Raw genomic sequence first — 26,709 nt, 5'->3', positions numbered from 1 at the left:
TTTTGATCAATAATAATTAAAGATTTGCAGATAACAGAAATCGGAATTTTAGAGCAAAAGTATGAGTATTTCAGAAACGCAAAATTCTATAGAAGGAATAGCTATTATTGGTATGTCGGGACGGTTTCCCGGTGCTAATGATATTGAATATTTTTGGGAAAATTTACGTTCTGGAGTAGAATCAATATCTACTTTCACAGATGAAGAATTAATTGCTGCTGGAATTGTTCCAGAATTACTTAATAATCCTAATTATGTGAAAAGCCTTGCTGTATTAAAAAATATAGATTTATTTGATGCTTCATTCTTCGGCTTTAACCCTAGAGAAGCAGAAATCACAGACCCGCAGCATCGTTTATTTTTAGAATATGCATGGGAAGCATTAGAAAATGCTGGCTATGACTCCCAACGTTGCGAAAGTCGGGTTGGAGTTTATGCTGGTTCTAGTTCAAATAATTATTTATCATTGGATTTAAATAGCGATGCCTGCGGCGGGCTGCGCCAACGCGCTTCATTAGCTAGCATTTTCCAAAAGGGAATTGGCAACGATAAAGATTTCCTGGCGACTCGCGTTTCTTATAAATTAAATCTTACAGGCCCAAGTCTGACAGTACAAACTGCTTGTTCTACTTCCTTAGTTGCCACCTCTCTCGCTTGCCAAAGTCTATTAAATTACCAATGCGATATGGCTTTAGCGGGGGGAGTATCGATTAATATTCTCCAAAAAACCGGGTATTTGTATCAAGAAGGCGGTGTTTTATCACCTGACGGCCACTGTCGTGCCTTTGATGCTCAAGCCAAGGGAACGATTATTGGTAATGGTGTAGGAATTGTAGTTTTGAAGCGGTTATCTGAGGCGATCGCTGATGGTGATCATATCTATGCTGTGATTAAAGGTAGCGCTATCAATAACGATGGTTCTGGTAAAATAGGTTACACAGCACCCAGCGTTAATGGACAAGCAGATGTAGTCGCGGAAGCACTGGCTTTGGCTGGGGTGGAACCTGAAACCATTAGCTATATAGAAGCTCACGGTTCAGGAACTGTCTTAGGCGATCCCATTGAAATTTCTGCTTTAACAAACGTGTTTCGTGAAAGTACCGATAAAAAAGGCTTCTGTGCAATCGGTTCAGTCAAAACAAATATTGGTCATTTAGACGCAGCCGCAGGGGTTACAAGCTTAATTAAGGCGACTCTGGCTCTCAAACATCAGCAAATACCCCCTAGCTTAAACTTTGAACAACCCAATCCTGACATTGATTTTGCTAACAGTCCTTTTTACGTCAACACCAAGCTGACGGAATGGAAAACTACTCATATTCCTCGCCGTGCAGGTGTGAGTTCTCTGGGTATCGGTGGAACTAATGCTCATGTCATTTTGGAAGAAGGCCCAACCCTTCCAGAGTCTAGCCCTTCTCGTCCCTGGCAATTATTAGTACTTTCTGCCAAGACTGACTCAGCACTAAAAAGTGCTACTGTCAATCTGGCAGATTTCCTCAAACAGCATCCTGATTTAAACCTCGCGGATATTGCTTACACCTTGCAGTGTGGACGACAAGTTTTTGAGCATCGGCAGACAGTTGTTTGTCAAGATATTGCAGATGCGATCGCTGCACTTGAAGATCCAAAGCGTTTACTTACCAGTGTTCAAGAAACTGAAGAACGTCCTCTAGCCTTCATGTTTCCAGGGCTGGGTACTCAATATGTCAACATGGCTGGTGAACTTTACCAAGGTGAACCAACATTTCGGCAACAAATTGACTACTGTTGTGAATTTCTCAAACCGCTTCTTGGTCAAGATTTGCGAGATGTCCTCTATCCCACTAGAAACAGTGAGAATGACACTCAGCAAAAACAAAACATTCTTGCTGCTGGGCTAGATTTGCGAAAAATGTTAGGTCGTGGGACAGAACAAGCAGATGTAGGCACTCAAAAACTCAATCAAACTTATCTCACTCAGCCAGCTATTTTTGTCATTGAGTACGCCTTGGCCCAGTTGTGGATGTCATGGGGAATTCGTCCGGCGGCAATGATTGGCTACAGCATCGGTGAATATGTTGCGGCTACGCTAGCAGGGGTGTTGTCTATTGAAGATGCTTTGACTCTTGTCGCTAAAAGAGCGCAAATGATTCAGGAATTACCAAGTGGCGCAATGTTGGCTGTCCCCCTTTCAGAAGAACAGGTGTATCCTCTGTTGAATGAGAATCTTTCTTTGTCAGCAATCAACGGTTCGCAACAGTGCGTGATTGCTGGAGCCATAGACGCTGTGGATGAATTAGAAAGCAAGTTGACTCAAAAGGGATTAGCCTGTCGGCGTTTGCAAACTTCCCATGCCTTTCATTCAACAATGATGGATGCGATCGCACAAGCCTTCACCGACTTGGTAAAAACTGTCAGCCTCCAGCCACCCAAAATTCCCTATTTATCCAATGTCACGGGAACTTGGATTACAGCAGCCGAAGCTACAGATCCCACATACTGGACAAGGCATCTATGCGAAACTGTGCGTTTTGCAGATGGAGTTCAACAATTGTGGAAAAAACAAAATCCGATTCTATTAGAGGTGGGATCGGGACAGACACTGAGCAGTTTAGCTTTACAGTGTTTAGATAACGGCTCCTCTACAGATCAAGTTGTACTACCCTCGCTCCGGCATTCCTACGAGCGACAGTCAGATTTGGCTTTCTTGCTTAAGACATTAGGTCAGTTGTGGCTCTCAGGAGTCCAAATTGATTGGTCAGGCTTTTATGCCAATGAGCGCCGTCATCGTCTTCCCTTACCGACTTATCCCTTTGAGCGCCAACGTTACTGGATTGAACCACAACAACCATCACCCTCACCCAGACAGTTCCACCCAAGACCAACAACATTAGAGCTTTGGAAATCTCTGGTAGACGCTGCTCAGATGCAAGCGATTCAAGGGAGCTTGAAATTTGACGATCAAACTTATCGAGCAAACAAACAATGGTTAGATCGTTTATGTACTGCTTACATGAGCCTTGCCCTAAAGCATGTAGGTGCATTTAGCGATCTAGGCAAAAAGTATTGTATTGAGGAATTATTTAAGCAATGTTCTATTATTCCTAAATATCGTGAATTGTTGTGTAGGTGGCTGGAAGTACTGGTAGAGCAAGGTCAGTTGCAGCAAGAGGAAGGTCTATTTACCAACTTTTTACCATCGTCAACAGACGATATCGACACTCTTCTAGAAGAAGTCAGAGTCAGATGGGCAGATACACCTCAAGATATAAACCTGATCCAGGTATTTGGTGAAAATCTGGTAGCTGTGCTTACTGGTCAAAAAGAACCATTAGAGTTGCATGTTGCTACATTAGTCAACCAAGGAGAAATTTCTCGACAATACTTGCCCTCTGAGGTTTACTTAAGAGGGATTATGCGGGCAATGGTGGAAAAGCTGGCAATAACTTTACCACCAGACGTGAACCTAAGAATTTTAGAAATCGGCGGTGGAACTGGGATCGCCACGGTGGAATTACTACCTGTGTTAGCATCCCAGCAAACAAACTATACTTTTACCGATGTGGGCGGTTTTTTTGTCAAAGATGCCAAAAATAAGTTTAGTGCGTATCCTTTTGTCCAATATGGTTTACTAGACATCGAGCGATCGCCTCAAGACCAGGGGTACAATAGCCACAGCTTTGATGTAGTCGTAGCTGTCAATGTATTGCACATAGCCCGCAACATCAAAGAAACCCTTCAGCATGTTCAATCTTTATTAGCTCCTGGAGGCTTCTTACTCCTATGGGAGATCACTCAACCTAGACCAGAGTCGGACATGATTGATGCTCTAATCATGAATCCCATAGAAGATGAAAAAGGCAGCCGCAACATGGCTAATCCATTTTTATCAAAAGAGCAGTGGCAGGAAGCACTAAACTCCTGTGGTTTTATTGAGGTGGCAGCTTTCTCTGAATTTGAAGCCTTTGGGGAACATGTCTTTGTTGCTCAGGCTTCTTCGTCAGCAGCATTATCAGCACCAGCAGCATTTACAGCTTTAGTCAATCAAAAAGATGTTGACAAGATGCCTCAAGTCTTGTCACATAAAAAGCCGGACATTGCTGACTGGTTCTATATCCCATCCTGGAAACGCTCAATGCCACCCCAGCCTTTGAAATTGACTCAGCCAAGATGCTGGTTAGTATTTGTCGATGAGTGTGGCTTGGGTGCCCAAGTAGTGAAGCGACTCAAACTTGAGAACCAGAATGTTATTACCGTCAAGATGGGAGATCAATTTCGTAGCGAGAGCAAACCTTCTACAGATGGACTTGATCAACACGTGTATACGATCAATCCTCAGCAACGGGATGACTACGACACCTTGTTCAAAGAACTTTGCACCCTGGACTGGACCCCAAAAACAATTGTTTATTTATGGAGTGTGACGCCTCCTCATAACATAGAATTAGGAATAGAATCGGTAGACTCTCAAGATTTAGACTTTTATAGTTTGCTGTTTCTAGCGCAGGCAATTGGAGAACAAAATCTTATAGATTCCCTTGAAATTGGAATCGTTTCAAATAATATGCAGGAATTAACAGGCGAAGAGGTGCTGTCTCCAGAGAAAGCACTAGTTCTCGGACCCTGTAAAATTATTCCGATAGAGTACCCAAACATCAACTGTCGTAGTATTGATGTCGTTATTCCCGAACTACAAAGTTGGCAAGGGGATAAACTTGTAGACCAGCTACTGACAGAACTCACTACTCAACCATCTGATCAGATTATCGCCTACCGTGGCAATCATCGCTGGGTACAGACCTTTGAGCCAATCCGACTGCATGAAACTGTTGAAGGAAAACCACGCTTAAGGGAAGGGGGAGTCTATCTGATTACGGGTGGATTAGGAGGCGTTGGTCTACTACTGGCCGAGTATCTGGCACAGACTGTAAAAGCAAAACTGGTACTGACTGGGCGTTCAGCTTTTCCCGATCGCAACAAGTGGTTACAATGGCTATCCACTCATGATGAATCCGACAGTATCAGCTGTAAAATCCGAAAATTACAAGCGATTGAGGCGTTAGGTGCAGAGGTATTGGTAGTCAACGCCGATGTTGCCAACCTTGAACAAATGTCAGCAGCGATCGCTCAGGCCAATCATCAATTTGGTCAGATTCATGGGGTGATTCATGCCGCAGTAGTTCCAGGAGGAGGTCTTATTCAACTAAAAACAAAAGCGGCAGCAGCAAGTGCTCTTGCACCAAAAGTCAGGGGAACACGAATCCTCGATATTCTCTTTAAGGATGCCAAACTGGATTTATTTGTACTCTGTTCATCAAGTAGTACATTTCAACCTGTAGCGGGTATGGTAGACTACATTGCTGAAAATGCCTTTCTTGACGCCTTCGCTCACTACAGTGTCTCTAAATACGGCAAGTTTACCAGAGCCATTGACTGGGATAGATGGAGCAATTTAGGAACAGCGGTAGCCGTTGAAGCATTGTATAGAGCTATAACAGAGAAAGAGATTGCGCCAGCAATGACACCAGAAGAAGGCATTGAGGCATTTAGACGGATTCTGTTCAGTAGCACAGTGCCTCAGATAGTTGTATCAACGCAGGATTTACTAACTGAGATTGAGCAAAAATTTTCCTTAGAAGTCCTAGAGAAGACCAACATATCTAAATCGGCATACCAAAGACCCCAACTGAGAAATGCTTATGTTGCTCCTACCAATGAGAGCGAGTCTAGGATTGCTGATATCTATCAAGAGTTACTAGGGATTGAGCAGGTAGGTATTCATGACAACTTCTTTGAGTTAGGAGGAGACTCCTTAATAGGAACCGTACTAATTTCTGAGCTTCGTAAAAACTTCCAAGTAGAACTATCTGTCCGTTCTCTCTTTGAAGCACCCTCTGTATCTGAATTGGCTGTAGTTATTGAAGAAACCATCATAGAGGAATTAGAAAAATTATCTGAAGTTTAAGCTAATTTTAATTTTGAAAAAGTCAACTAGGTGGAGCTTGAGAGTGCTAAAGCTATATATTTATTTAGGATTAGGATTGCCAAAAGCGGGACATTTAGTCACAACAGCGGCTTTACCTAATCCAAAGATGCAATTACACAAGTAAATTTAGACTTTGCTTATAAATATATAATTTATATTTTAAAAGCAAATTTAGCAAAACTAAATATACTGTATTCTAATTTTACGAAAGAGATATTGAGCATCAATTTATCAACAATATTTTGGCAGCTATCAATAAATTTTAAGGTGATTATTTTCATAATACGGAGGTAGATAAAATGTTAGTTTTAGGTTTTTCTGGAGGGTTCGAGCTTATTTCTGAGGAGCGACCTGGAAATTTAGGGAATGCGTTTCATGATGCAGCGTGTGTTTTGGTTGAAGATGGAAAAGTTGTCTGTGCAATTGAGGAAGAAAGACTCAATCGAATAAAGCATACAAGTAAGTTTCCCCTTGAATCATTGCATTTTTGCTTAAAGAGTCATGGCGTACAACTACAGGACGTAGACTTGATTGCATTTTACAGTTCAATGGAATACGCTCAGACATCGCTTAAACTAATGTTTTTGAATAATCCCCAGTTAACAACAATTGAGCCAAGAATATTTTTTCAGAACCTTTTCCGTAGAGCATTAAACTGTGAAATAGATGAAGATAAGTTCTGTTTTGTTCCTCATCACTATGCACACGCAATGAGCGCTTTTGCCTTTTCTGGTTATGAAAGCAGCCTAATTACCACATTTGACGGAGAGGGAGAGAATAGTTCTGGGATGATCTTTGAGGGCAATGGAACAATACTTAAGCAAATAGCCGACATTCCTGCCTCCCAGTCTCTTGGTCATTTTTATTGGGAAATAATAACTTTTTTGGGGTATAGCGAATTCGATGAATATAAAGTAATGGGACTAGCTCCTTATGGGAACCCAGAAAAAAATAGAGACTTATTTCAAACATTCTATACATTACTTCCTAACGGAGATTATGAAATTTACGGAGATAGGATAATCTCACTTTTTGATTTAGGGATACCACGCCGAAAAGGAGAACCTTTCACACAAACCCATAAGGATATTGCCGCATCACTTCAAGAAGCCTTAGAGGATATAGTTTTTCATGTGATTAAACACCAAAAACAAGAAACCAAACATAAAAATCTTTGTCTGGCAGGTGGAGTAGCTCATAATTGCACTCTTAATGGTAAAGTATTGCGCTCTGGAATGTTTGAAAATGTATTTGTTCAGCCTGCGGCTCATGATGCAGGCTGCGCTTTAGGCTCTGCTTTATATGCCTATTATCAGGCCAATCCAATGGCTAAGAAGCCTTCTCAGCTTGAGCATGTTTACTGGGGAACAGATATCGGCAGTTCTTCCTCTGTTTTAAACCAATTGATGCAATGGCAAGATTTTATTGCCTTCGATAAATTGGACAATGTTCCTGAACAGACAGCAAAGTTACTAGCAAGTGGTTATGTTGTGGGATGGGTTCAAGGTCGTTCTGAATTTGGGCCAAGAGCTTTGGGAAACAGAAGTATTATTGGAGATCCCCGTCCAGAAGAAAATAAAACTCGTATTAACAAAATGATCAAAAAGCGGGAAGGCTACAGACCTTTCGCTCCGTCTGTTTTAGAAGAGGATGTGGATGAATTCTTTGAAGTTCCACATAATCAAAAAAAACTCCCATTCATGATATTTGTAGTTAATGTTAAAGAAGAGAAACGTCAAATTTTAGGAGCAGTAACTCATGTTGATGGAACAGCTAGAATCCAAACAGTATCACAAAAAACAAACAAAAAATATTGGGATTTAATTAACTCATTTAAACAGTTGACCGGTGTTCCAATTTTGCTTAATACGTCATTCAATAACAATGTTGAATCAATTGTAGATTCTGTTGAAGATACTGTAGTTTGTTTTTTAACTACAGGACTAGACTATACTGTTGTGGGAAATTACCTGATCAGAAAAAAAGATGTATCATGGTGGAATTATATGTCTCTTAGGCTTTTTCTCCCCCTTCATATTTCGTTGCATCAGGTTAAGAAGTTTGATTCACAGGAAAAGTTTGACAAGTCCTTCTATATTAAGAACAGCTATAATCAGGAATTTCAGCAAGAGGTATCAGCCGAAGTCTTTGATGTTTTGACGTTAGCGAACAGTGAGAAGACAATAGAGAACCTCCTCAATAAATATTGTGAGACAGAAGAAGGAAAAGCTAAAGACATCATTCATGATCTAATGGAATTATGGTCGCAGCGCTTAATTGTACTAAGACCATAAGTGAATACTATTCTTAATCACTTACTAGCTTAAGTACAAGAACATGTAAATGGAGGTTAGTTGAAATCATGAACATTCAAACAGTAGGTGTTGTTGGTGCGGGGGTGATGGGAATAGGGGTTGCACAAAACCTCGCTCAAACAGGTCATCAAGTCGTTCTAGTAGATATTTCTGAAAACGTCCTGGATAAAGCTAAACATGAAATCAGGAATAATATCCGCTTTCAGGGTTTTTTCAAAAAAAGTGACAACACGGAAACTCCAGATAGTATCCTCACTAAAATAGATTTTTCGACAAACTATAAAAATTTAGAAAAAGCAGATTTTGTAGTTGAAAATGTCACTGAAAAATGGGATATTAAAAGAGAGGTCTATCCCTTAATAGATTCTATTTGTCCAGCAGATTGCGTATTCGCTGCTAACACATCAGCAATTCCCATTACCCGCATAGCTTCAGTTACCAAGCGTGCCGATAAAGTTGTTGGTATCCACTTTATGAATCCTGTACCAATGAAGCCGATGGTGGAGATGATTCGTGGATATCATACCTCTGATACAACAATTGAAACGGCAAAACAAATGCTGGCTCAGATGGGTAAAGAATGCATCATTGTTAATGATTCACCGGGTTTTGTTTCCAACCGTGTGTTGATGTTAACTATTAACGAAGCTGTTTTTCTGTTGCAAGAGCAAGTTGCAACGGCAGAAGATGTGGACAAAATCTTTAAAGGCTGTTTTGGTCACAAAATGGGCCCTTTAGAAACAGCAGATTTAATTGGTCTAGATACAATTTTATTTTCTATCGAAGTTTTGTATGAAAACTTTAACGATAGCAAGTACAGACCATGCCCTTTACTCAAAAAAATGGTAGATGCAGGTTTGCATGGTAAAAAAAATGGTAAAGGTTTTTACGTGTATCAATAAATAGGGAATATCAAGAATAATGAACGAAATTCAATCTAAAATCAAAACTTTTCTTTCAAAATTCTTCGGTAATCATGATTTGCAACCAGATGAAGATATTTTTGCACTAGGTTTTGTCAATTCTATGTTTGCCATGCAACTTGTCTTGTTTGTAGAACAAGAGTTTCAAATTACTATTGAAAACGAAGACTTAGAATTTGAAAATTTCCGCACAATCAACTCTCTCGCCAATTTAATTGAACGTAAAACTGCTATTCTTGTGCAGTAATAAAAAAGTAGTCAAAATTCAGAATTCAGAATACTCTACACATGTTTGTGCAGCGTCTCACAGGCAAGGGATAGAGTTTTAGAAAGGAAGAATATTTGAATTTATTTTTGCCCAGGAGAGGACAAGGCTTTAATCTAATACTCAGATGCTAGCGAACACGGCGAATCGCTACTCTATCAGCCACTCGTACAGAATACATTCTGAATTATGACGACTGACTTCTGAGTTATTCTTGATAAAATATAAATTGCCATTTGATGTGGCAGAAATGGTATTATGAAACTCGAACTGTCTGCTCAACAAAAAAACGCTAAAGCGGAATTTAGAGCTTTTGTTAATCAGGAAATATGCCCTGATGCTGGCGAATGGGATAGGAAAGAATTTACCCCGCCAGAACTAATTAAGAAAATAGCTCAACGTGGTTTTCTCGGTGCCATATTGCCCCAAGAATATGGTGGACAAGGAATGGACATGATTACCTATGGCATTCTCAACGAAGAAATTGGACGAGGATGTTCTTCTGTGCGGAGTTTGCTGACAGTTCACAACATGGTTGCTCATGCTTTGTGTAAGTGGGGTAATAAATTCCAAAAACAGTATTGGCTTCCCAAATTTGCATCTGGAGAAATGATAGCTGCTTTTGCATTAAGCGAACCTAATGTAGGTAGCGATGCCAAAAGTGTAGAAACAACAGCAACACTTGCTGATGATGCTTATATTTTAAATGGACAAAAGAAATGGATTACCTATGGACAAATAGCAGATGTATTTTTGGTCTTTGCTAAATGCGAGGGGAAACCCACTGCTTTTTTAGTTGAAAAAAGTAATCCTGGACTGTCAGTAAAACCAATGTCTGGGATTTTAGGTGTTAGGGCTTCAATGTCAGCAGAATTACACTTTAATAACTGTCACGTTTCTGTAGAAAACTTAGTAGGTAAACTGGGTTTTGGATTTTCCTACATTGCTTCTGCTGCGCTTGATTATGGTAGATATAGTGTGGCATCGGGCTCTGTAGGTATTGCTCAAGCTTGTTTAGAAGCTTGTATCAAGTATACAAATGAGCGAAAACAGTTTGGCGTTTATCTGAAAAAACATCAATTAATTCGTCAAATGATTAGTCAGATGATAACTAACGTGAAAGCAGCAAGACTGCTGTGTTATCAAGCTGGTTATCTCAAAGACATTAACGACCCCAACTCGATTATGGAGACTTCTATTGCTAAGTACTTTGCATCCACAGTAGCTACCAAAATAGCAAATGATGCCGTGCAAATTCATGGTGGCAATGGTTGTAGTAGTGAATACCCAGTTGAAAGGTATTTACGCGACTCTAAAATCATGGAAATCATTGAAGGTAGTACTCAAATTCAAGAAATTACGATCGCTGAGTCAGGTTATCAAGATTATCTTTTTGCAAGTGTGACTACTGGCTTGGAAAAAGAATTAGCAGAGAGAATTTAATATATGATTAGTACTCAAAAACAAGACGTAAATAGCAAAGAAAAAGACAAAAAAGTTATTAAATGTGTCGTTTGGGATTTGGATAATACCATCTGGTATGGGATTTTGCTGGAAGATGAGAAAGTCTCTCTGCGAGAAAATATAGTAAATCTTATTCAGACTTTAGATAATCGTGGTATTATACAATCTATAGCGAGTAAAAACGAACATGCTACAGCAATAGCTAAACTAGAAGAATTTGGGTTAAAAGAGTATTTTTTATACCCACAAATAAATTGGAACTCTAAGGCTGCTTCTATCAAAGAAGTTGCTAAGTTAGTTAATATTGGGATGGATGCGATCGCCTTCATTGATGACCAATTATTTGAACTAGAAGAAGTAAAATTTTCTTTACCAGAAATTTTGTGTATAAACGCAGATGAAATAGGTAATATTTTAGATATGCCAGTGATGAATCCCCGTTTTATTACGGAAGATTCACGAATTAGAAGGTTGATGTATGTTAGTGATATTGAGCGTCAAAATGCAGAGAAAGAATTTGTTGGCACAGCAGACGAATTTTTAGCTACTCTCAATATGAATTTCACAATATCTTTTGCTAAAGAAGAAGATTTACAGCGTGCAGAAGAATTAACACTAAGAACTAACCAATTGAATACAACCGGTTATACATACTCCTACGACGAACTAAATCATTTTCGCCAATCAGAAAATCATAAACTGCTAATTGCAAGTCTGGAAGATAAGTATGGCAGCTACGGAAAGATAGGTTTAGTTATGATTCAATGCCACCCTAAGTCATGGACAATCAAGCTTTTGCTGATGTCTTGTCGTGTTATGTCGAGGGGAGTTGGGACAATTATGTTAAATCATATTATGGGTTTGGCTCAAAGCAGTAATGTTCGTCTTTTAGCAGAGTTTGTGCCAAACGATCGCAACAGAATGATGTATATATCTTATAAATTCGCAGGGTTTAAGGAAATTGATCACAATGGCAATTCAGTTATTTTTGAAAATGATTTGAGTCGGATTCAGCCTGTACCTTCCTATGTAAATTTTCAAGTAATTGCTTAATTTATTAGTAATAAAATACTGATAAGGTTATAAGGATAATATTATGAATAGCAAAGCAGATGAAATTATTAAACGACGTTCTAAGCTCTCACCTGCTAAACAAGCAATTTTAGAAAAGCGCTTACGGGGTGAGGATAACCCTAATACTCAAAAAATAGTTATTCCTCGCCGTACCCAGCAAAGTCCGGCTCCTCTGTCTTTCGCTCAGCAGGGACTATGGTTTTTCCAACAGTTAGAACCCCAAAGTTGTGTTTACAACGAATTTGCGTGTATACAATTAAAAGGTATTCTAAATTTAGTAGCTCTAGAGAAGAGTTTTAATGAGATTGTAAGACGACACGAATCTTTGCGTACCTCTTTTGAAACTTTGGATAAGCAACCAGTTCAAGTGATTCATCCCACTTTGACTGTAGAGTTACCAGTGGTGAACTTGAGCAACTTACCGCAAGCATTGCAAGATGCAGAAGTTGAGCAACTAACTGCTGAAATTGTTCAAAAGCCTTTTGACTTAGCATCCAGTCGCTTGGTGCGAGTGATGTCATTGCAAACAGGCGAACAGGAATATTTACTTTTATTAGTCATCCACCACATAGTCTGTGATGGCTGGTCAATACAAATACTTAACCAAGAATTAGCAGCATTATACGCAGCTTTTTCGGCTGGAAAACCCTCCCCACTCTCAGAATTGCCCATTCAATATGCAGACTATTCCATCTGGCAACGTCAGTGGCTGCAAGGTGAGCGAGAAAAAATTCAACTTTCCTATTGGAAGCAACAACTTGCAGATGCCCCAAGCACTTTGTCCCTTCCTACAGAACGTCCTCGATCGCCAGTACAAAGCTTCAGAGGAGCGATCGCTTCTTTTCAGCTATCAGCACCCTTGACTAGTATGCTTAAGTCTTTAAGCAACCAGCAAGGTGTCACCCTGTTTATGACCCTATTAGCGGCATTTCAGGCACAACTATACCGTTATACAAACCAAGAAGACATTTGCGTTGGCTCCCCAATAGCTAACCGCAACCATGCTGATATTCAAGGACTAATTGGTTTTTTTGTCAACACCCTTGTACTGCGTACTCACCTTTCTGGAAACCCAAGTTTTCTAGAATTACTTGGTCGAGTGCGCGAAGTATGCATGGGTGCTTATGCTCATACTGATATACCTTTCGAGCGAGTAGTGGGAGAACTGCATCCTGAGCGGAATCTCAGTCATACACCCCTGTTTCAAGTCATGTTTGTTTTCCAGGAAGATAGCAAAAAAGATTTGGAACTGCCTGATCTGACTCTCAAATGGCTTCACAACCACACTGGAACAGCGAAATTTGATTTAACGCTGTCTGTGGTGGATGCCAAGTCAGAGCTTTGGGGGTTTTGGGAGTATAATACCGACCTGTTTGATGCTGTCACTATTGACCGAATGATCGGGCATTTTACTAATTTGCTAGAAGGTATTGTTACCGATCCAGATCAGCGCTTATCAGATTTGCCACTGTTGACAATTGCAGAGCAGCACACTCTGTTAGTTAAGTGGAATGATACCACTACCAATTATTCTGAGGATAAATGCATTCATGAATTGTTTGAAGCGCAGGTAGAAAGAACGCCGGACGCCGTAGCGGTGGTTTTTGAGGAAGAACAACTTACCTATTGTGAACTCAACGCCAGAGCCAACCAACTTGCACATTACCTACGCACTTTGGGAGTAAAATCAGAAGTACTAGTAGGAATTTGTGTAGAGCGATCGCTGTTGATGGTCATTGGACTCTTAGCCATCCTCAAAGCAGGTGGCGCATATGTACCGTTAGATCCAAGCTACCCCCAAGAACTCTTGGCTTTCATGTTACAAGACTCTCAACCAAAGGTGTTGTTAACACAACAGCAGCTAGTAGAAAGTCTACCAACTCACACAGCTAAAGTAGTTTGCTTAGACAGCAACTGGGAAATCATCAGCCAACACACTCAAGAAAATCCAGCTTCTAATCTCAGCTTAGATAACTTAGCCTACGTCATCTACACCTCCGGCTCTACAGGTCAACCCAAGGGGGCGATGAATAGTCATAGGGGAATCTGCAATCGCCTACTATGGATGCAATCCACATACCAATTAACAGCAAGCGATCGGATTTTACAGAAAACACCATTCAGCTTCGATGTCTCAGTCTGGGAATTTTTCTGGCCATTAATCATCGGTGCGCGTTTAGTAGTAGCACAACCAGAGGGACATCGAGACACCAACTACTTAGTGAATGTAATTAGAGAACAACAAATATCCACCATCCATTTTGTGCCATCGATGCTGCAAGTGTTCCTAGAAGCAAAAGGATTGGAAAATTGTCAGTGTCTCAAGCGGGTGATAGTCAGTGGCGAAGCCTTACCTCTTCAACTTCAACAACGCTTCTTTAATCGACTTGATGCCCAACTCCACAATCTCTATGGTCCCACGGAAGCCGCCGTCGATGTCACCTTTTGGGCGTGCAGGCAGCAAAGCAGTTTCGAAGACAATAATATCAGCCAGCAAAAGACAGTTCCCATTGGTCGCCCAATTGATAATATCCAGATTTATCTGCTGGATAAGCATCTTAACCCTGTGGCTGTAGGCGTCACAGGGGAATTATATATCGGTGGTGTGGGAGTGGGTCGGGGCTATTTAAACCGCCCGCAATTGACTGCTGAGAAATTTATCCCTAACCCCTTTAGCCAAGAAGCAGCGCGTCTGTACAAAACAGGAGATTTAGCCCGCTATTTAGCCAATGGAGAGATTGAGTATATTGGTCGGATTGACTACCAGGTGAAGATTCGTGGCTTCCGCATTGAACTCGGAGAAATTGAAGCATCTATTAGTCAACACACAGCAGTGCGAGAAACTGTAGTTGTAGCAGATGCTCAACGAATAGTCGCCTATGTAGTCCCACACGCAGAAGAAACACTGACCATTTCTCAATTGCGTAACTCCCTGGAGTCCAAGTTACCAAACTACATGGTTCCAGCAGCTTTTGTGATCCTAGATCAACTCCCTCTTACTCCTAATGGTAAGGTTGACCGTAAGGCTTTGCCAGAGCCTGACCGGATACGCCCAGAATTTGAAGAAACCTATATTGCACCTCAAACGACCGTTGAAAAACAATTATCGGCGATCTGGGCGCAAGTACTTGGCTTAGAAAAGGTAGGTATAAATGACAAATTCTTTGAACTGGGTGGAGATTCTATCCTCAGTTTTCAAGTCATATCCAAAGCAAACCTTGCAGGACTACACCTCACACCCAAACAATTGTTCCAGCACCAAACCATTGCCGAATTAGCAACAGTTGCTAGCACCAACATCTCAATGTCAGCTGAACAAGGTTTAGTAACTGGCTCATTCCCCTTAACACCCATCCAGCGCTGGTTTTTTGAAGAAAATTTATCCAATTATCATCATTACAATCAGGCTGTTCTACTAGAGGTACAGCAAGCACTCAATCCAGTACTTCTGGAGCAAGTAATACATTATTTGCTACAACACCACGATATTTTGCGATCGCAATTCATCCAACAATCATCAAAATGGCAGGCAAAGATTGCCGAATTTGAGCAGGTAGCGCCAATTACAGTCATCGATTTATCGACATTACCTCCAGAAAGCCAAAGTGCCGCCATTACTGCGACTTGCAGTGAACTCCAAGCCAGTCTTAACCTATTTTCTGGGCAATTACTGCGAGTTGCTTTATTTAATGTTGGTGTCAATCAGCACAGCCGCCTGTTTATTGTGATTCATCACTTGGTTGTAGATGGAGTTTCTTGGCGGATTTTCTTGGAAGATTTGCAGACAGCTTACGTACAGCTAAGTCGGGGTGAGAATATCAAATTATCACCAAAAACTACTTCTTTCAAACAATGGGCTGATCAACTACAAGAATATGCTCAATCAGCAGCAGCACAAGCAGAAATGGATTATTGGTTGCAAATACTGCGTCAACCTTGTTCCTCTCTACCTGTTGATTATCCAGGTGGAGATAATACGATCAGTTCTGTCGCTAATGTCACAGTCAGCTTGAGTGCGGAAGAAACCCAAGCCCTGTTGCAAGATGTACCAGCCGCTTACCGAACTCAAATAAATGATGTGTTGCTTGTATCACTCGTACAAGCTTTTGCTGAATGGGTTGGACAAAACACAGTGTTATTCGACTTAGAGGGACATGGCAGGGAAGAAATATTAACAGACGCAGACATCTCGCGGACAATAGGTTGGTTTACCAGTCTATTTCCGATTGTGTTAAGTGTAGAAGAAACTAGCAACCCTGGAGAAGCCTTAAAGATGGTAAAAGAGCAACTGCGGCAGATACCAAATCGGGGTATCGGCTACGGAGTGCTGTACTACCTCAATGAAGATAGGAGAATGACTGATGTATTGCGTTCTCTACCTAAAGCAGAAGTGATTTTTAATTACTTGGGTCAACTAGACCAAGTATTAAATACATCTTCAATGTTTAAATTTGCTAGTGAATCTGAGGGTAACAACCAAAGCGATCACAATCATCGGTCATACTTGCTGGAAATTGACAGCAGTATTATTTCAGGTCAGCTGAAATTGCAGTGGCGTTACAGTCGGAACCTGCACAAACAATCCACAGTTGAAACTCTAGCGCAGGGGTTTATCGAGGCTTTGCGCTCTATAATCGCCCACTGTCAATCTCCGCAAGGAGTTGGTTTTACGCCTTCTGACTTCCCTTTGGTGCAGTTAAACCAAGCGGAACTCGATTTAGCTTTGCAACAAATTTCATTTTAAGGGAGAGAAACAAGATGAGCTTAAAAAATATTGAAGATGCTTATCCTTTATCTCCCATGCAACAGGGGATGCTGTTCCACAGTATTTATGCTCCCAACTCTGGTGTTTACGTAGAACAGATGTGCTTTGAGTTGCATGGAGCATTAAACGTTACTGCCTTTAGCCAAGCTTGGCAGCAAGTGATAACTCGTCATCCCGTGTTAAGAACCGCCTATGTGTGGGAAAACTTAGAAAAACCTCTTCAGGTAGTTTGTCGGGAGGTCAAATTCCCCTGGGAACAGCTAGATTGGCGGGAAATATCTCCAACTGAGCAACAACAACGCTTAAAAACCCTTTTGCAAGCAGAGTGCCAACATGGTTTCTTACTCTCGCAAGCCCCACTGATGCGCTTCAGACTAATTCGCTTGGCAGAGCAAGTTTATCATTTCTGTTGGAGTAACCACCATTTGTTACTTGACGGATGGTCAGTACCTAACCTGTATCAGGAAGTTATTGCTTACTACAGAGCTTTTTGTGAAGGCGAAAATCTTTACTTAGCTGTACCCCGTCCCTATCGAGATTACATCGCTTGGTTGCAACAGCAGGATATTTGTCAAGCGGAAGCTTTTTGGCGAAAGACACTTTCAGGTTTGACATCTCCCACTCAACTGGGAATTAATCCACTCATTGGATACCAACCCGATCAACAACAGGATTACAATGAACAAGAATTGAAATTGTCTCCGACGACAACTGCTGCTCTTAATTCCTTTGTCAAACAGTATCAACTCACCCTTAATACCTTAGTGCAGGCAGCTTGGGCGTTGCTGCTGAACCGTTACAGCGGTGAAGAAGATATACTTTTTGGAGCTACAGTTTCTGGTCGTCCTCCTGCCTTAGTCAATGCAGAATCTATGATCGGGCTATTTATCAACACTTTGCCTGTCAGGGTGCAAGTAAGTCCCAAGCAAGAATTGCTCCCTTGGCTGCAACAACTGTTCGCTCAACAAGTTGAGACCCGTCAGTACGAGTACGCGCCGTTAGTGGATATACAGAAGTGGAGTCAGGTTCCAGCTAATCTGTCCTTATTTGACAGTATTGTGGTATTTGAAAATTACCCTCTAGATGAAACATTGGAACAGGCGGATTTAAACGTCCAAATTAAAAATATACACGTATTTGAAAAAACTAATTATCCGATAACTCTAAGTATTATTCCAGGCAGAGAGTTATTATTTAAGATTGCCTATCAAGAGAACGATCGCTTTGATGTTTTCAGCATCAACCAGATGTTAGGACACCTGCAAACACTGCTGGAAGGCATGGTTGCTAATCCCTATCAACGCTTAGAAAAATTATCACTCTTAACCTCAGCAGAACAACAGCAATTAGGAGAGTGGAATAATAGACAAACCGAATATCCGCAAGAAAAATGCATCCATGAATTGTTTGAGTCTCAGGTAGAGGAAACACCAGACGCGATCGCAGTAGTATTTGAAGATGAGCAGTTGACCTATTCTGAACTCAACGCCAGAGCGAATCAGCTGGCCCACTACTTACGCACTTTGGGAGTAAAATCAGAAGTATTAGTAGGAATTTGTGTAGAGCGATCGCTTTCGATGGTCATCGGACTGTTAGCCATCCTCAAAGCAGGTGGTGCATATGTACCTCTTGACCCAGCGTATCCACCAGAACGTTTAGCTTTTATATTGCAGGACGCTCAGGTGTCAGTGTTACTAACGCAGCAGCACCTGAAAGAGAATTTGTCACAACATCAGACTAGAGTTGTTTGTCTAGATACGGATTGGGAAATTATAGCTAAGGAAAGTCAACAAAACCCAATCAATGACTGTACAACTGATAACTTGGCTTATATCATCTATACATCTGGCTCAACAGGTCAACCCAAGGGCGTTTTAGTCAATCACAGCAATGTTGTTCGTTTGTTGGCAGCAACTGAGTCTTGGTATAACTTTAACCAACAGGATGTCTGGACGTTATTCCATTCCATAGCCTTTGATTTTTCCGTTTGGGAACTCTGGGGTGCCCTGCTGTATGGTGGAAAATTAGTGGTAGTACCATACTGGCTGAGTCGTTCACCCGAAGACTTCTACAAATTGTTGTTAACGCAGCAAGTGACGGTACTTAACCAAACACCTTCAGCTTTCTCCCAACTCATACAGGTAGAAGAATCCTTGGGAATTGCCAAAGGACTAAATCTGCGATTAGTGATCTTCGGTGGAGAAGCTTTGCAGCTTGAGGGTTTAAGGCCTTGGTTTGAGCGTCATGGCGACCAGTTTCCACAGTTAGTCAATATGTACGGTATTACAGAAACAACCGTGCATGTCACATATCGTCCGCTAACAATGGCAGACTTAGAAGTAGTATCAGGAAGTCTAATTGGTCGTCCAATTCCTGACTTGCAAGTTTACTTACTAGATAGATATGGCCAACCAGTATCTATCGGAGTACCAGGTGAAATGTACATTGGTGGTGCTGGTGTCGTCAGAGGTTATTTAAACCGACCAGAACTAACACCTGTTAGATTTATTCCTAATCCCTTTAGTAATAAACCAAATTCACGCCTTTATAAATCCGGTGATTTAGCCCGATATTTACCGAATGGAGACATTGAATATTTAGGTCGGATTGACCATCAAGTGAAGATTCGTGGGTTCCGCATTGAACTCGGAGAAATTGAAGCATTTATTAGTCAACACCCAGCAGTGCGAGAAACTGTAGTTGTAGCAGCAGATTCTCAACGAATAGTCGCCTATGTAGTCCCACACACAGAAGAAACACTGACAAGTTCTCAATTGCGTAACTTCCTGGAGTCAAAGTTACCAAACTACATGGTGCCAGCAGCTTTTGTGCTCCTAGATCAACTCCCTCTTACTCCTAATGGTAAGATTGACCGTAACGCTTTGCCAGAGCTTGGTCTGACACAGCTAGTACCTGAATCATCTTTTGTACCTCCTTCCACACCAATTGAGGAGATGCTAGTTAGTATTTGGCTTCGGGTACTTGGTATTGAGAAAATTAGCATTGATGATAACTTCTTTGAAGTGGGTGGACACTCCCTATTAGCAACCCGTCTGATTTCCCAGATCCGGCAGGTTTTTCAAGTAGAGCTTCCTTTACATTGCGTATTTGAAAAACCAACAATAGCTGGGCTGGCTAAAGACATTGAAAAAGCCACCAAGATAGGCTTAGGAATTGATACACCAGACATTGAGCGAATTTCACGTTCGCAAGAGTTACCCCTGTCTTTTGCCCAGCAGCGGTTATGGTTCCTTGCCAAGCTAGATCCAAACAGTTCCTTTTACAATATTCCTGCTGCTGTTCGGCTACAGGGGCAATTGAACTTCAAAGCACTACAACAAAGTTTCAACGAAATTCTCCGCCGTCATGAAGCCTTGCGAGCTAACTTTCAGACAATACAAGGGCAACCCATAGCAGTCATCTCATCGGTAACATCACTACCTTTGCCCGTATTTGACATCAGTAAATTAGCTACAAATCAACAAGAAGCTCAAGTCAGACAGCAAGCATTAGCAGAAGCACAACAACCCTTTGACCTGAAAAGTGACCTCCTGCTGCGGGTGAAACTACTACGGGTAAGTGAACAAGAGCATGTAGTGTTATTCACGATGCACCACATTGTCTCTGACGGTTGGTCGATAGGTGTGCTGGTGCGTGAGTTGGTAGCACTTTATCAAGCCTTCTGTAATGAACAACCCTCACCCTTAGCTGAACTACCTGTTCACTATGTAGACTTTGCAGCTTCGCAACGACAATGGTTACAAAAAGAGGCGTTACACGAGCAGCTATCTTACTGGGTTCAGCAGTTACAGGGGGCACCCAGAGTACTAGAGTTACCCACAGACCACCCACGTCCCCCCGTTCAGACCTTCCGGGGTGCAACCTATTCATTTGAGCTATCTAATGAGTTATCCGTAGCCTTGAATAAACTCAGCCAGCAGCAAGGAGCCACTTTATTTATGACCTTGCTGGCAGCTTTCCAGACTCTGTTATGGCGCTACACTAGCAGTGAAGATATTGTGGTCGGTTCACCCATCGCTAACCGCAATCGCGCGGAAGCAGAAGGGTTGATTGGACTTTTTGTCAATACTTTGGTACTGCGAACTAGTTTTGTAGGTAATCCTACCTTTAAAGAAGTAATAACTCGTGTGCGGGAAGTTGCATTAGGAGCCTACGTACATCAAGACTTGCCTTTTGAACTGTTGGTAGAAGAACTACAACCACAGCGAGACTTGAGCCACGCACCACTATTTCAAGTGATGTTTGTGCTTCAGAATGCACCAATGTCAGATTTAAAGTTGCCTGGTATGACTTTAAGTACTCTGGCAATTGAGAGTGGTAGTGCCAAATTTGATTTGACCCTAGAGATGGCAGAAACAGCACAGGGACTATTTGCCAGTTTGGAGTATAGTACCGATTTATTTGAGGAAAGCACTATCAGCCGGATAGCAGGACATTTGCAGTCCTTGCTTCAAGGTATTGTGGCAAATCCCCAAGGGAGGCTTTCGGAGTTACCACTGTTAACAGAACCTGAAAAACACCAGTTATTAGTGGAATGGAATGATACTAAGAGTGAATATCCGCAAGAACAATGCATCCACGAGTTGTTTGAGGTGCAAGTAAAAGAAACACCTAATGCGATCGCAGTAGTATTTGAAAATGAGCAGTTGACCTATTCTGAACTCAACGCCAGAGCAAATCAGCTAGCCCACTACTTACGCACTTTGGGAGTAAAATCAGAAGTATTAGTGGGAATTTGTGTAGAGCGATCGCTGTTGATGGTGATCGGACTCTTAGCCATCCTCAAAGCAGGTGGCGCATATGTACCATTAGATCCAAGCTACCCCCAAGAACGGTTGGCTTTCATGTTACAAGACTCTCAACCAAAGGTGTTGTTAACACAACAGCAGCTAGTAGAAAGTTTACCAACTCACACAGCTAAAGTAGTTTGCTTAGACAGCAACTGGGAAATCATCAGCCAACACACTCAAGAAAATCCAGCTTCTAATCTCAGCTTAGATAACTTAGCCTACGTCATCTACACCTCCGGCTCTACAGGTCAACCCAAGGGGGCGATGAATAGTCATAGGGGAATCTGCAATCGCCTACTATGGATGCAATCCACATACCAATTAACAGCAAGGGATCGGATTTTACAGAAAACACCATTCAGCTTCGATGTCTCAGTCTGGGAATTTTTCTGGCCATTAATCATCGGTGCGCGTTTAGTAGTCGCGCAACCAGAGGGACATCGAGATACCAACTATTTAGTCAACTTGATTTTACAGGAGCAAATTACGACCTTACATTTTGTACCTTCGATGCTGCAAGCCTTTTTGGAAGCAAAAGGATTAGAAAAATGTCATAGCCTCAAACGAGTAATGGTAAGTGGTGAAGCATTACCTGTTCAACTTCAACAACACTTCTTTAATCAACTTGATGCTCAACTGCATAATCTCTATGGCCCAACAGAAGCAGCCGTAGATGTCACTTTTTGGCAATGCAAAAATAGTAGTACTAACCAAAAGACGATTCCCATCGGTCGCCCAATAGCAAATATCCATATTTATTTACTTGATAAATATCTAAACCCTGTTTCTGTAGGTGTAACGGGTGAACTTTATATTGGTGGCGTGGGAGTGGCTAGAGGTTACTTAAACCGTCCAGACCTGACTGCTGAAAAATTTATCCCCAATCCCTTCCAAAGAGGCAGAGAAGGGAAGGAAGACCAATCATCAAATTCCGAACGCTTGTACAAAACAGGAGATTTAGCCCGCTATCTGCCTAATGGAGAGATTGAGTACATTGGTCGTATCGACCACCAGGTGAAAGTCCGTGGTTTCCGCATTGAACTCTTAGAAATTGAGGCTTTCATCAGTCAATATCCCGCAGTCCGAGAAACCGTACTTACAGTACAACAAGATTCAGTCGATTCTCAGCGTTTAGTAGCTTATATAGTCCCACATTCAGAGCAAACACTGGCAATTAATCAACTGCGAGGCTTTTTGGAGTCAAAGTTGCCAAGTTACATGATACCAGGGACTTTTGTCACATTGGAGACACTACCGCTCACACCTAACGGTAAGGTTGACCGTAAAAAGCTACTTATACCTGATACAGCACGTCCTGATTTGGAAGCAGTTTATCAGCCACCCGAAACCGAGGTAGAAAAAACTATTGCCAATATTTGGCAAGAAATACTTAATGTTGAGAAGGTAGGAGTTGATGATAACTTCTTTGAACTTGGTGGTCATTCATTACTTTTAATTCAGGTTCATAGCAAGTTGCGTGAAATATTTAAGAGCGATTTATCTGTCCTCGACTTATTTAGATATCCGACTATAAGCTCTTTAGTAGATTATTTTAATCAAGTCCAAAATGGAACCCCATTTTTTCAGGTAACAGATATTGTCAGTGAAAAAATCGAAGCTGGTAAAGCTCAACAGAAAAAGCGTCTTCAAAAAATGAAATCTATTGAAAATATTTAAGGATGGATTGAATGGGCTAGTACCACAAGGCAGAATTAAAAATGACGCTCTTGACGAGACGCTGCGCGTAGCTTGCTTCCCCGTAGAGGTACGCGCACTCGCTAACAAAATTCAAAATTAATACAGCGTAAGCGTTTCATCGGTTTTGAATGGGTAGTTTATTTACACCATGTTGTATTAGTCAAAGCATGCTAAAACCTGTACTCAAGCTAGAATTATCACCTTTTACTGACGTAAATTCAACAGATCGTATAGTGTCCGAATTAGCTCAATTAAAAACCACTAAGAGTTTTTACTACACAAAAACGCCCCTATCCGACTTAAAGAGGCACAGACTTTAACTTGACAGCAGATTTCAAGTTAGTGAAGTACAATATTTAGCTCTTAAAGCTAGACAGACAACTTATTCTAATTCTGACTTCTGGCTGCTGAATTCTGCTGTAAGTTTAAGGCAGGGAGAGGTTCGTGGAACTCACGCTTTCCTGAAAATCATCTGCCAACAGAAAATTTTCATGTTTCCAACCTCTTGACAAACTGCTCATCATCTGAAACTTCACGAATCTATATTGACGAATAAAAATATCTAAACAATCGCCATATTCAGAGATTGTTTGCTCAACACTCTTTGTGAAGAAAAGCTGATAAATACTTGCAATTAATTATCGATTAGTTGTAATATCTCTTTTCAACTTGATAGTAATTTATCTCAATAATTCAGCTATTTGCTGCCTTATTGACATTCTTTTCAGTCAGATGATGGTGACGGGTGTGTGGAGTAGTAAATGAAGCCAAAGCAGTTATCGAAAATTTTCTTATTAGCAAGTTCTGTTTCGTTTTGGGGTGCAATGAGCGCCACTGCTCAAGAAATACCCAGGCAAGCGGTACAAAGTAAATCTGTCGCATCGGTACTACGCAATTCCAGGTCAATTAGAGATATTCGCCAATTCAGTGAGATAGAGCATCCCCAGACTAGCGCCCAAATGCTAGTGCAGTCGCCAGCACCCTCATCAGAAATTGTGCAAATTACGGGAGTTAAAGCTACTCCCACTGAAAAAGGTGTAGAGGTGATTTTACAGACATCCATTGGGGCGCAACTGCAAATCACAAATCGCAGTACTGGGAATAACTTTATTGCTGATATACCTAACTCACAACTCCGTTTACCCAATGGTGATGCTTTCACATTTCGTTCCGAAAAACCACTTCCGGAAATTACTGAGATAACAGTTACGAATCTCGATGCAAATACTATCCGGGTGACAGTGACAGGTGAAACAGCATTACCAACGGTTGAGTTATTCGATGATGATGCAGGTTTGGTTTTTGGGGTAGTATCTGCTGCAACTGCGACGCAGCCACCGGAGAAGCCAACGAATGAGACGAAACCGGAGGAACCCACAGCACAGCAGGATGAACCAATTGAGTTGGTAGTGACGGGTGAGCAAGACGGCTATCACGTACCTGATACCAGTGTGGGCACCCGAACGGACACACCGTTGCGCGATATTCCCCAATCGATTCAGGTGGTACCGCAACAGGTCATTAAAGACCAGCAAGCAACTCGTCTCACAGATGTGTTAAAAAATGTGCCGGGTGTTGTGCTAGGAGGTCGAAGCCCTCGCGATCCTCTTAATGTCATTAATATTCGCGGCTTTAGTGCTTTTTCAGAGACTCTACTCAATGGGGTACAAGACCGTTCAATCGGGAGTGTTGGGTTTGGCTCAAATATTGAGCGGGTTGAAGTGCTCAAAGGACCCGCTTCAGTTCTATTCGGTCAAGGCGGACTCAGCGGCCAAGTCAACTTAGTAACGAAGCAACCATTGCGCGATCCATTCTACTTCGTAGAAACTTCTATTGGTAGCTACAATTCCTATAGCGGTGCAATTGATTTATCCGGTCCGTTGAATGACAGTAAAACGGTGTTGTATCGCCTGAATGCTTCTGCTGGAACGAACGAAAGCTTTATTGATTTCTACGATCAACAGCAATATCTAATTGCACCTACTGTAAGCTGGCAAATTAGTGACAGAACAAAGCTGACCCTAGAAGCAAGCTATTCCCTTGCAGAGGGGCCCTATGATTTTGGAATACCCGCACAGGGAAGCGTACTGCCTAACCCCAATGGGAGAATTCCTCGTAATCGTTTTTTAAGTGAGCCTAATTTGAATGACACCTCTAATGGTGCATTTCGGATTGGCTATAATTTTGAACATCGCTTTAGTGAAAATTGGCAAGCGCGTAGCGTTTTTCAGACTTCTTTGTTTCGCCTAAGACGAAATCTTGTGGCTCCTTTCGGATTACAAGATGATTTGCGTACCATAGATAGAGGCGTTGAGGATTTTGACTTCGATGAAAATGCTTATAATCTAGACAATTATGTGGTCGCTAAGTTGACAACAGGTAGTATCAAGCATGAGCTAGTCGCTGGATTTAACTTGAATAAAACTGACACTAATTCCAAAGCTCTTTTCAATGACACTACTCCTCTTAATGTTTTCAATCCTGTGTATGGAACTGCTACACAAGCAACTCTTCCAGATTTTGCTCTCAAAAATACAGTGCAACAATTAGGTTTTTACCTTCAAGATCAAATTACCCTAGCAGAAAACTTAAAAGTACTTTTGGGTGGACGCTTTGATATTGCCAATCAAAAGTATGAGGATTTAATTGCTCAAACAAGCGACTTTAAGCAAGCAGAAGCTTTTAGCCCTCGTGTTGGCATTGTTTACCAGCCCATTAAACCGATCTCGCTCTACGCCAGCTATAGCCGTTCATTTAACCAAGGGACATCTGCATTCGGTGCAGCTCTACCTGAACCGGAACGAGGAACGCAGTATGAAATCGGGGTTAAAGCAGATTTGACTGACCGATTAGCTACAACCTTGGCATTTTATGATTTGACTCGCACCAATCTCTCAGCCGATGATCCAAATGATTCACGACGAACTATTCAAATTGGGGAACAGCGCAGTCGTGGGATTGAGTTTGATATATCTGGCGAAATCTTGCCAGGGTGGAACATCATTGCTGGCTATGCTTACACTGATGCAGAAATCACAAAAGACAATCCATTGACAGTGGGTAATCAACTGAATAATGTGCCGAGACACGCGCTCAATCTATGGACAACTTACGAAATTCAATCTGGCAGTTTAAAAGGATTAGGCTTCGGTGTAGGAGCCTTTTACTACGGAAACCGGCAAGCCGACTTAGACAACACGGTTGAGTTACCTAGTTATATACGCATAGATGCAGCTATTTATTACAAGCGGGACAATTACCGAGCTGCGATCAATATCAAGAATTTGTTCGACACTGATTATTTTGTCTCTGCACAAAACGTAAATCGGATTATACCTGGCGATCCCCTGACAATACAGGGCACAATTTCCTGGCAGTTTTGAGCAAAACCCCTGCTATCCTACGCTTCATCCTGAGGGATAGGAGCGT

Annotated in this window: 9 protein-coding genes; all 9 read left to right on the top strand. The window is 41.5% G+C overall.

Annotation, left to right across the window (positions count from 1 at the left end; all coding sequences use genetic code 11):
- Positions 1–61 precede the first annotated feature (61 nt).
- The 9 genes from V7L12_RS03825 (at position 62) to V7L12_RS03785 (ending at position 26,663) form a co-directional block, all read left to right on the top strand.
- Positions 62–5,944, top strand: a complete 5,883-nt coding sequence (locus tag V7L12_RS03825) for a beta-ketoacyl synthase N-terminal-like domain-containing protein (RefSeq protein ID WP_335082273.1) — start codon at positions 62–64, stop codon at positions 5,942–5,944.
- 320 nt (positions 5,945–6,264) lie between these two features.
- Positions 6,265–8,259 (top strand): carbamoyltransferase family protein, encoded by a 1,995-nt coding sequence (locus V7L12_RS03820; RefSeq protein WP_335082271.1) that lies wholly within the window; start codon positions 6,265–6,267, stop codon positions 8,257–8,259.
- Between the two features lie 68 nt (positions 8,260–8,327).
- On the top strand, positions 8,328–9,182 hold the full coding sequence (locus tag V7L12_RS03815; protein WP_335082269.1) for a 3-hydroxyacyl-CoA dehydrogenase family protein: 855 nt from the start codon (positions 8,328–8,330) through the stop codon (positions 9,180–9,182).
- Positions 9,183–9,201: 19 nt separating this feature from the next.
- Positions 9,202–9,450 carry an acyl carrier protein gene (locus V7L12_RS03810; RefSeq protein ID WP_335082267.1) on the top strand — a complete coding sequence of 83 codons (249 nt, stop codon included), beginning with the start codon at positions 9,202–9,204 and terminating at the stop codon, positions 9,448–9,450.
- Between the two features lie 276 nt (positions 9,451–9,726).
- The gene (locus V7L12_RS03805; protein ID WP_335082265.1) at positions 9,727–10,911 is read left to right on the top strand and encodes an acyl-CoA dehydrogenase family protein; all 1,185 of its coding nucleotides are present in this window, start codon (positions 9,727–9,729) and stop codon (positions 10,909–10,911) included.
- 3 nt (positions 10,912–10,914) lie between these two features.
- Entirely contained in the window at positions 10,915–11,985 is a 1,071-nt protein-coding gene (locus V7L12_RS03800) for an HAD-IIIC family phosphatase (RefSeq protein ID WP_335082263.1), read from the top strand.
- A 43-nt stretch (positions 11,986–12,028) separates the two neighbouring features.
- Complete coding sequence (locus tag V7L12_RS03795; protein WP_335082261.1) at positions 12,029–16,750, top strand: amino acid adenylation domain-containing protein; 4,722 nt, start codon at positions 12,029–12,031, stop codon at positions 16,748–16,750.
- 14 nt (positions 16,751–16,764) lie between these two features.
- Entirely contained in the window at positions 16,765–23,259 is a 6,495-nt protein-coding gene (locus V7L12_RS03790; protein ID WP_335082259.1) for an amino acid adenylation domain-containing protein, read from the top strand.
- A gap of 782 nt (positions 23,260–24,041) precedes the next feature.
- On the top strand, positions 24,042–26,663 hold the full coding sequence (locus V7L12_RS03785) for a TonB-dependent siderophore receptor (protein WP_335082257.1): 2,622 nt from the start codon (positions 24,042–24,044) through the stop codon (positions 26,661–26,663).
- The last annotated feature ends 46 nt before the right edge of the window (positions 26,664–26,709 follow it).

The organism is Nostoc sp. (assembly GCF_036918245.1).
In the GTDB taxonomy this organism is placed as follows: domain Bacteria; phylum Cyanobacteriota; class Cyanobacteriia; order Cyanobacteriales; family Nostocaceae; genus Nostoc.
The sequence above is the reverse complement of the archived record's forward strand: the minus strand, read 5'-3'. Positions and strand labels throughout refer to the sequence as shown.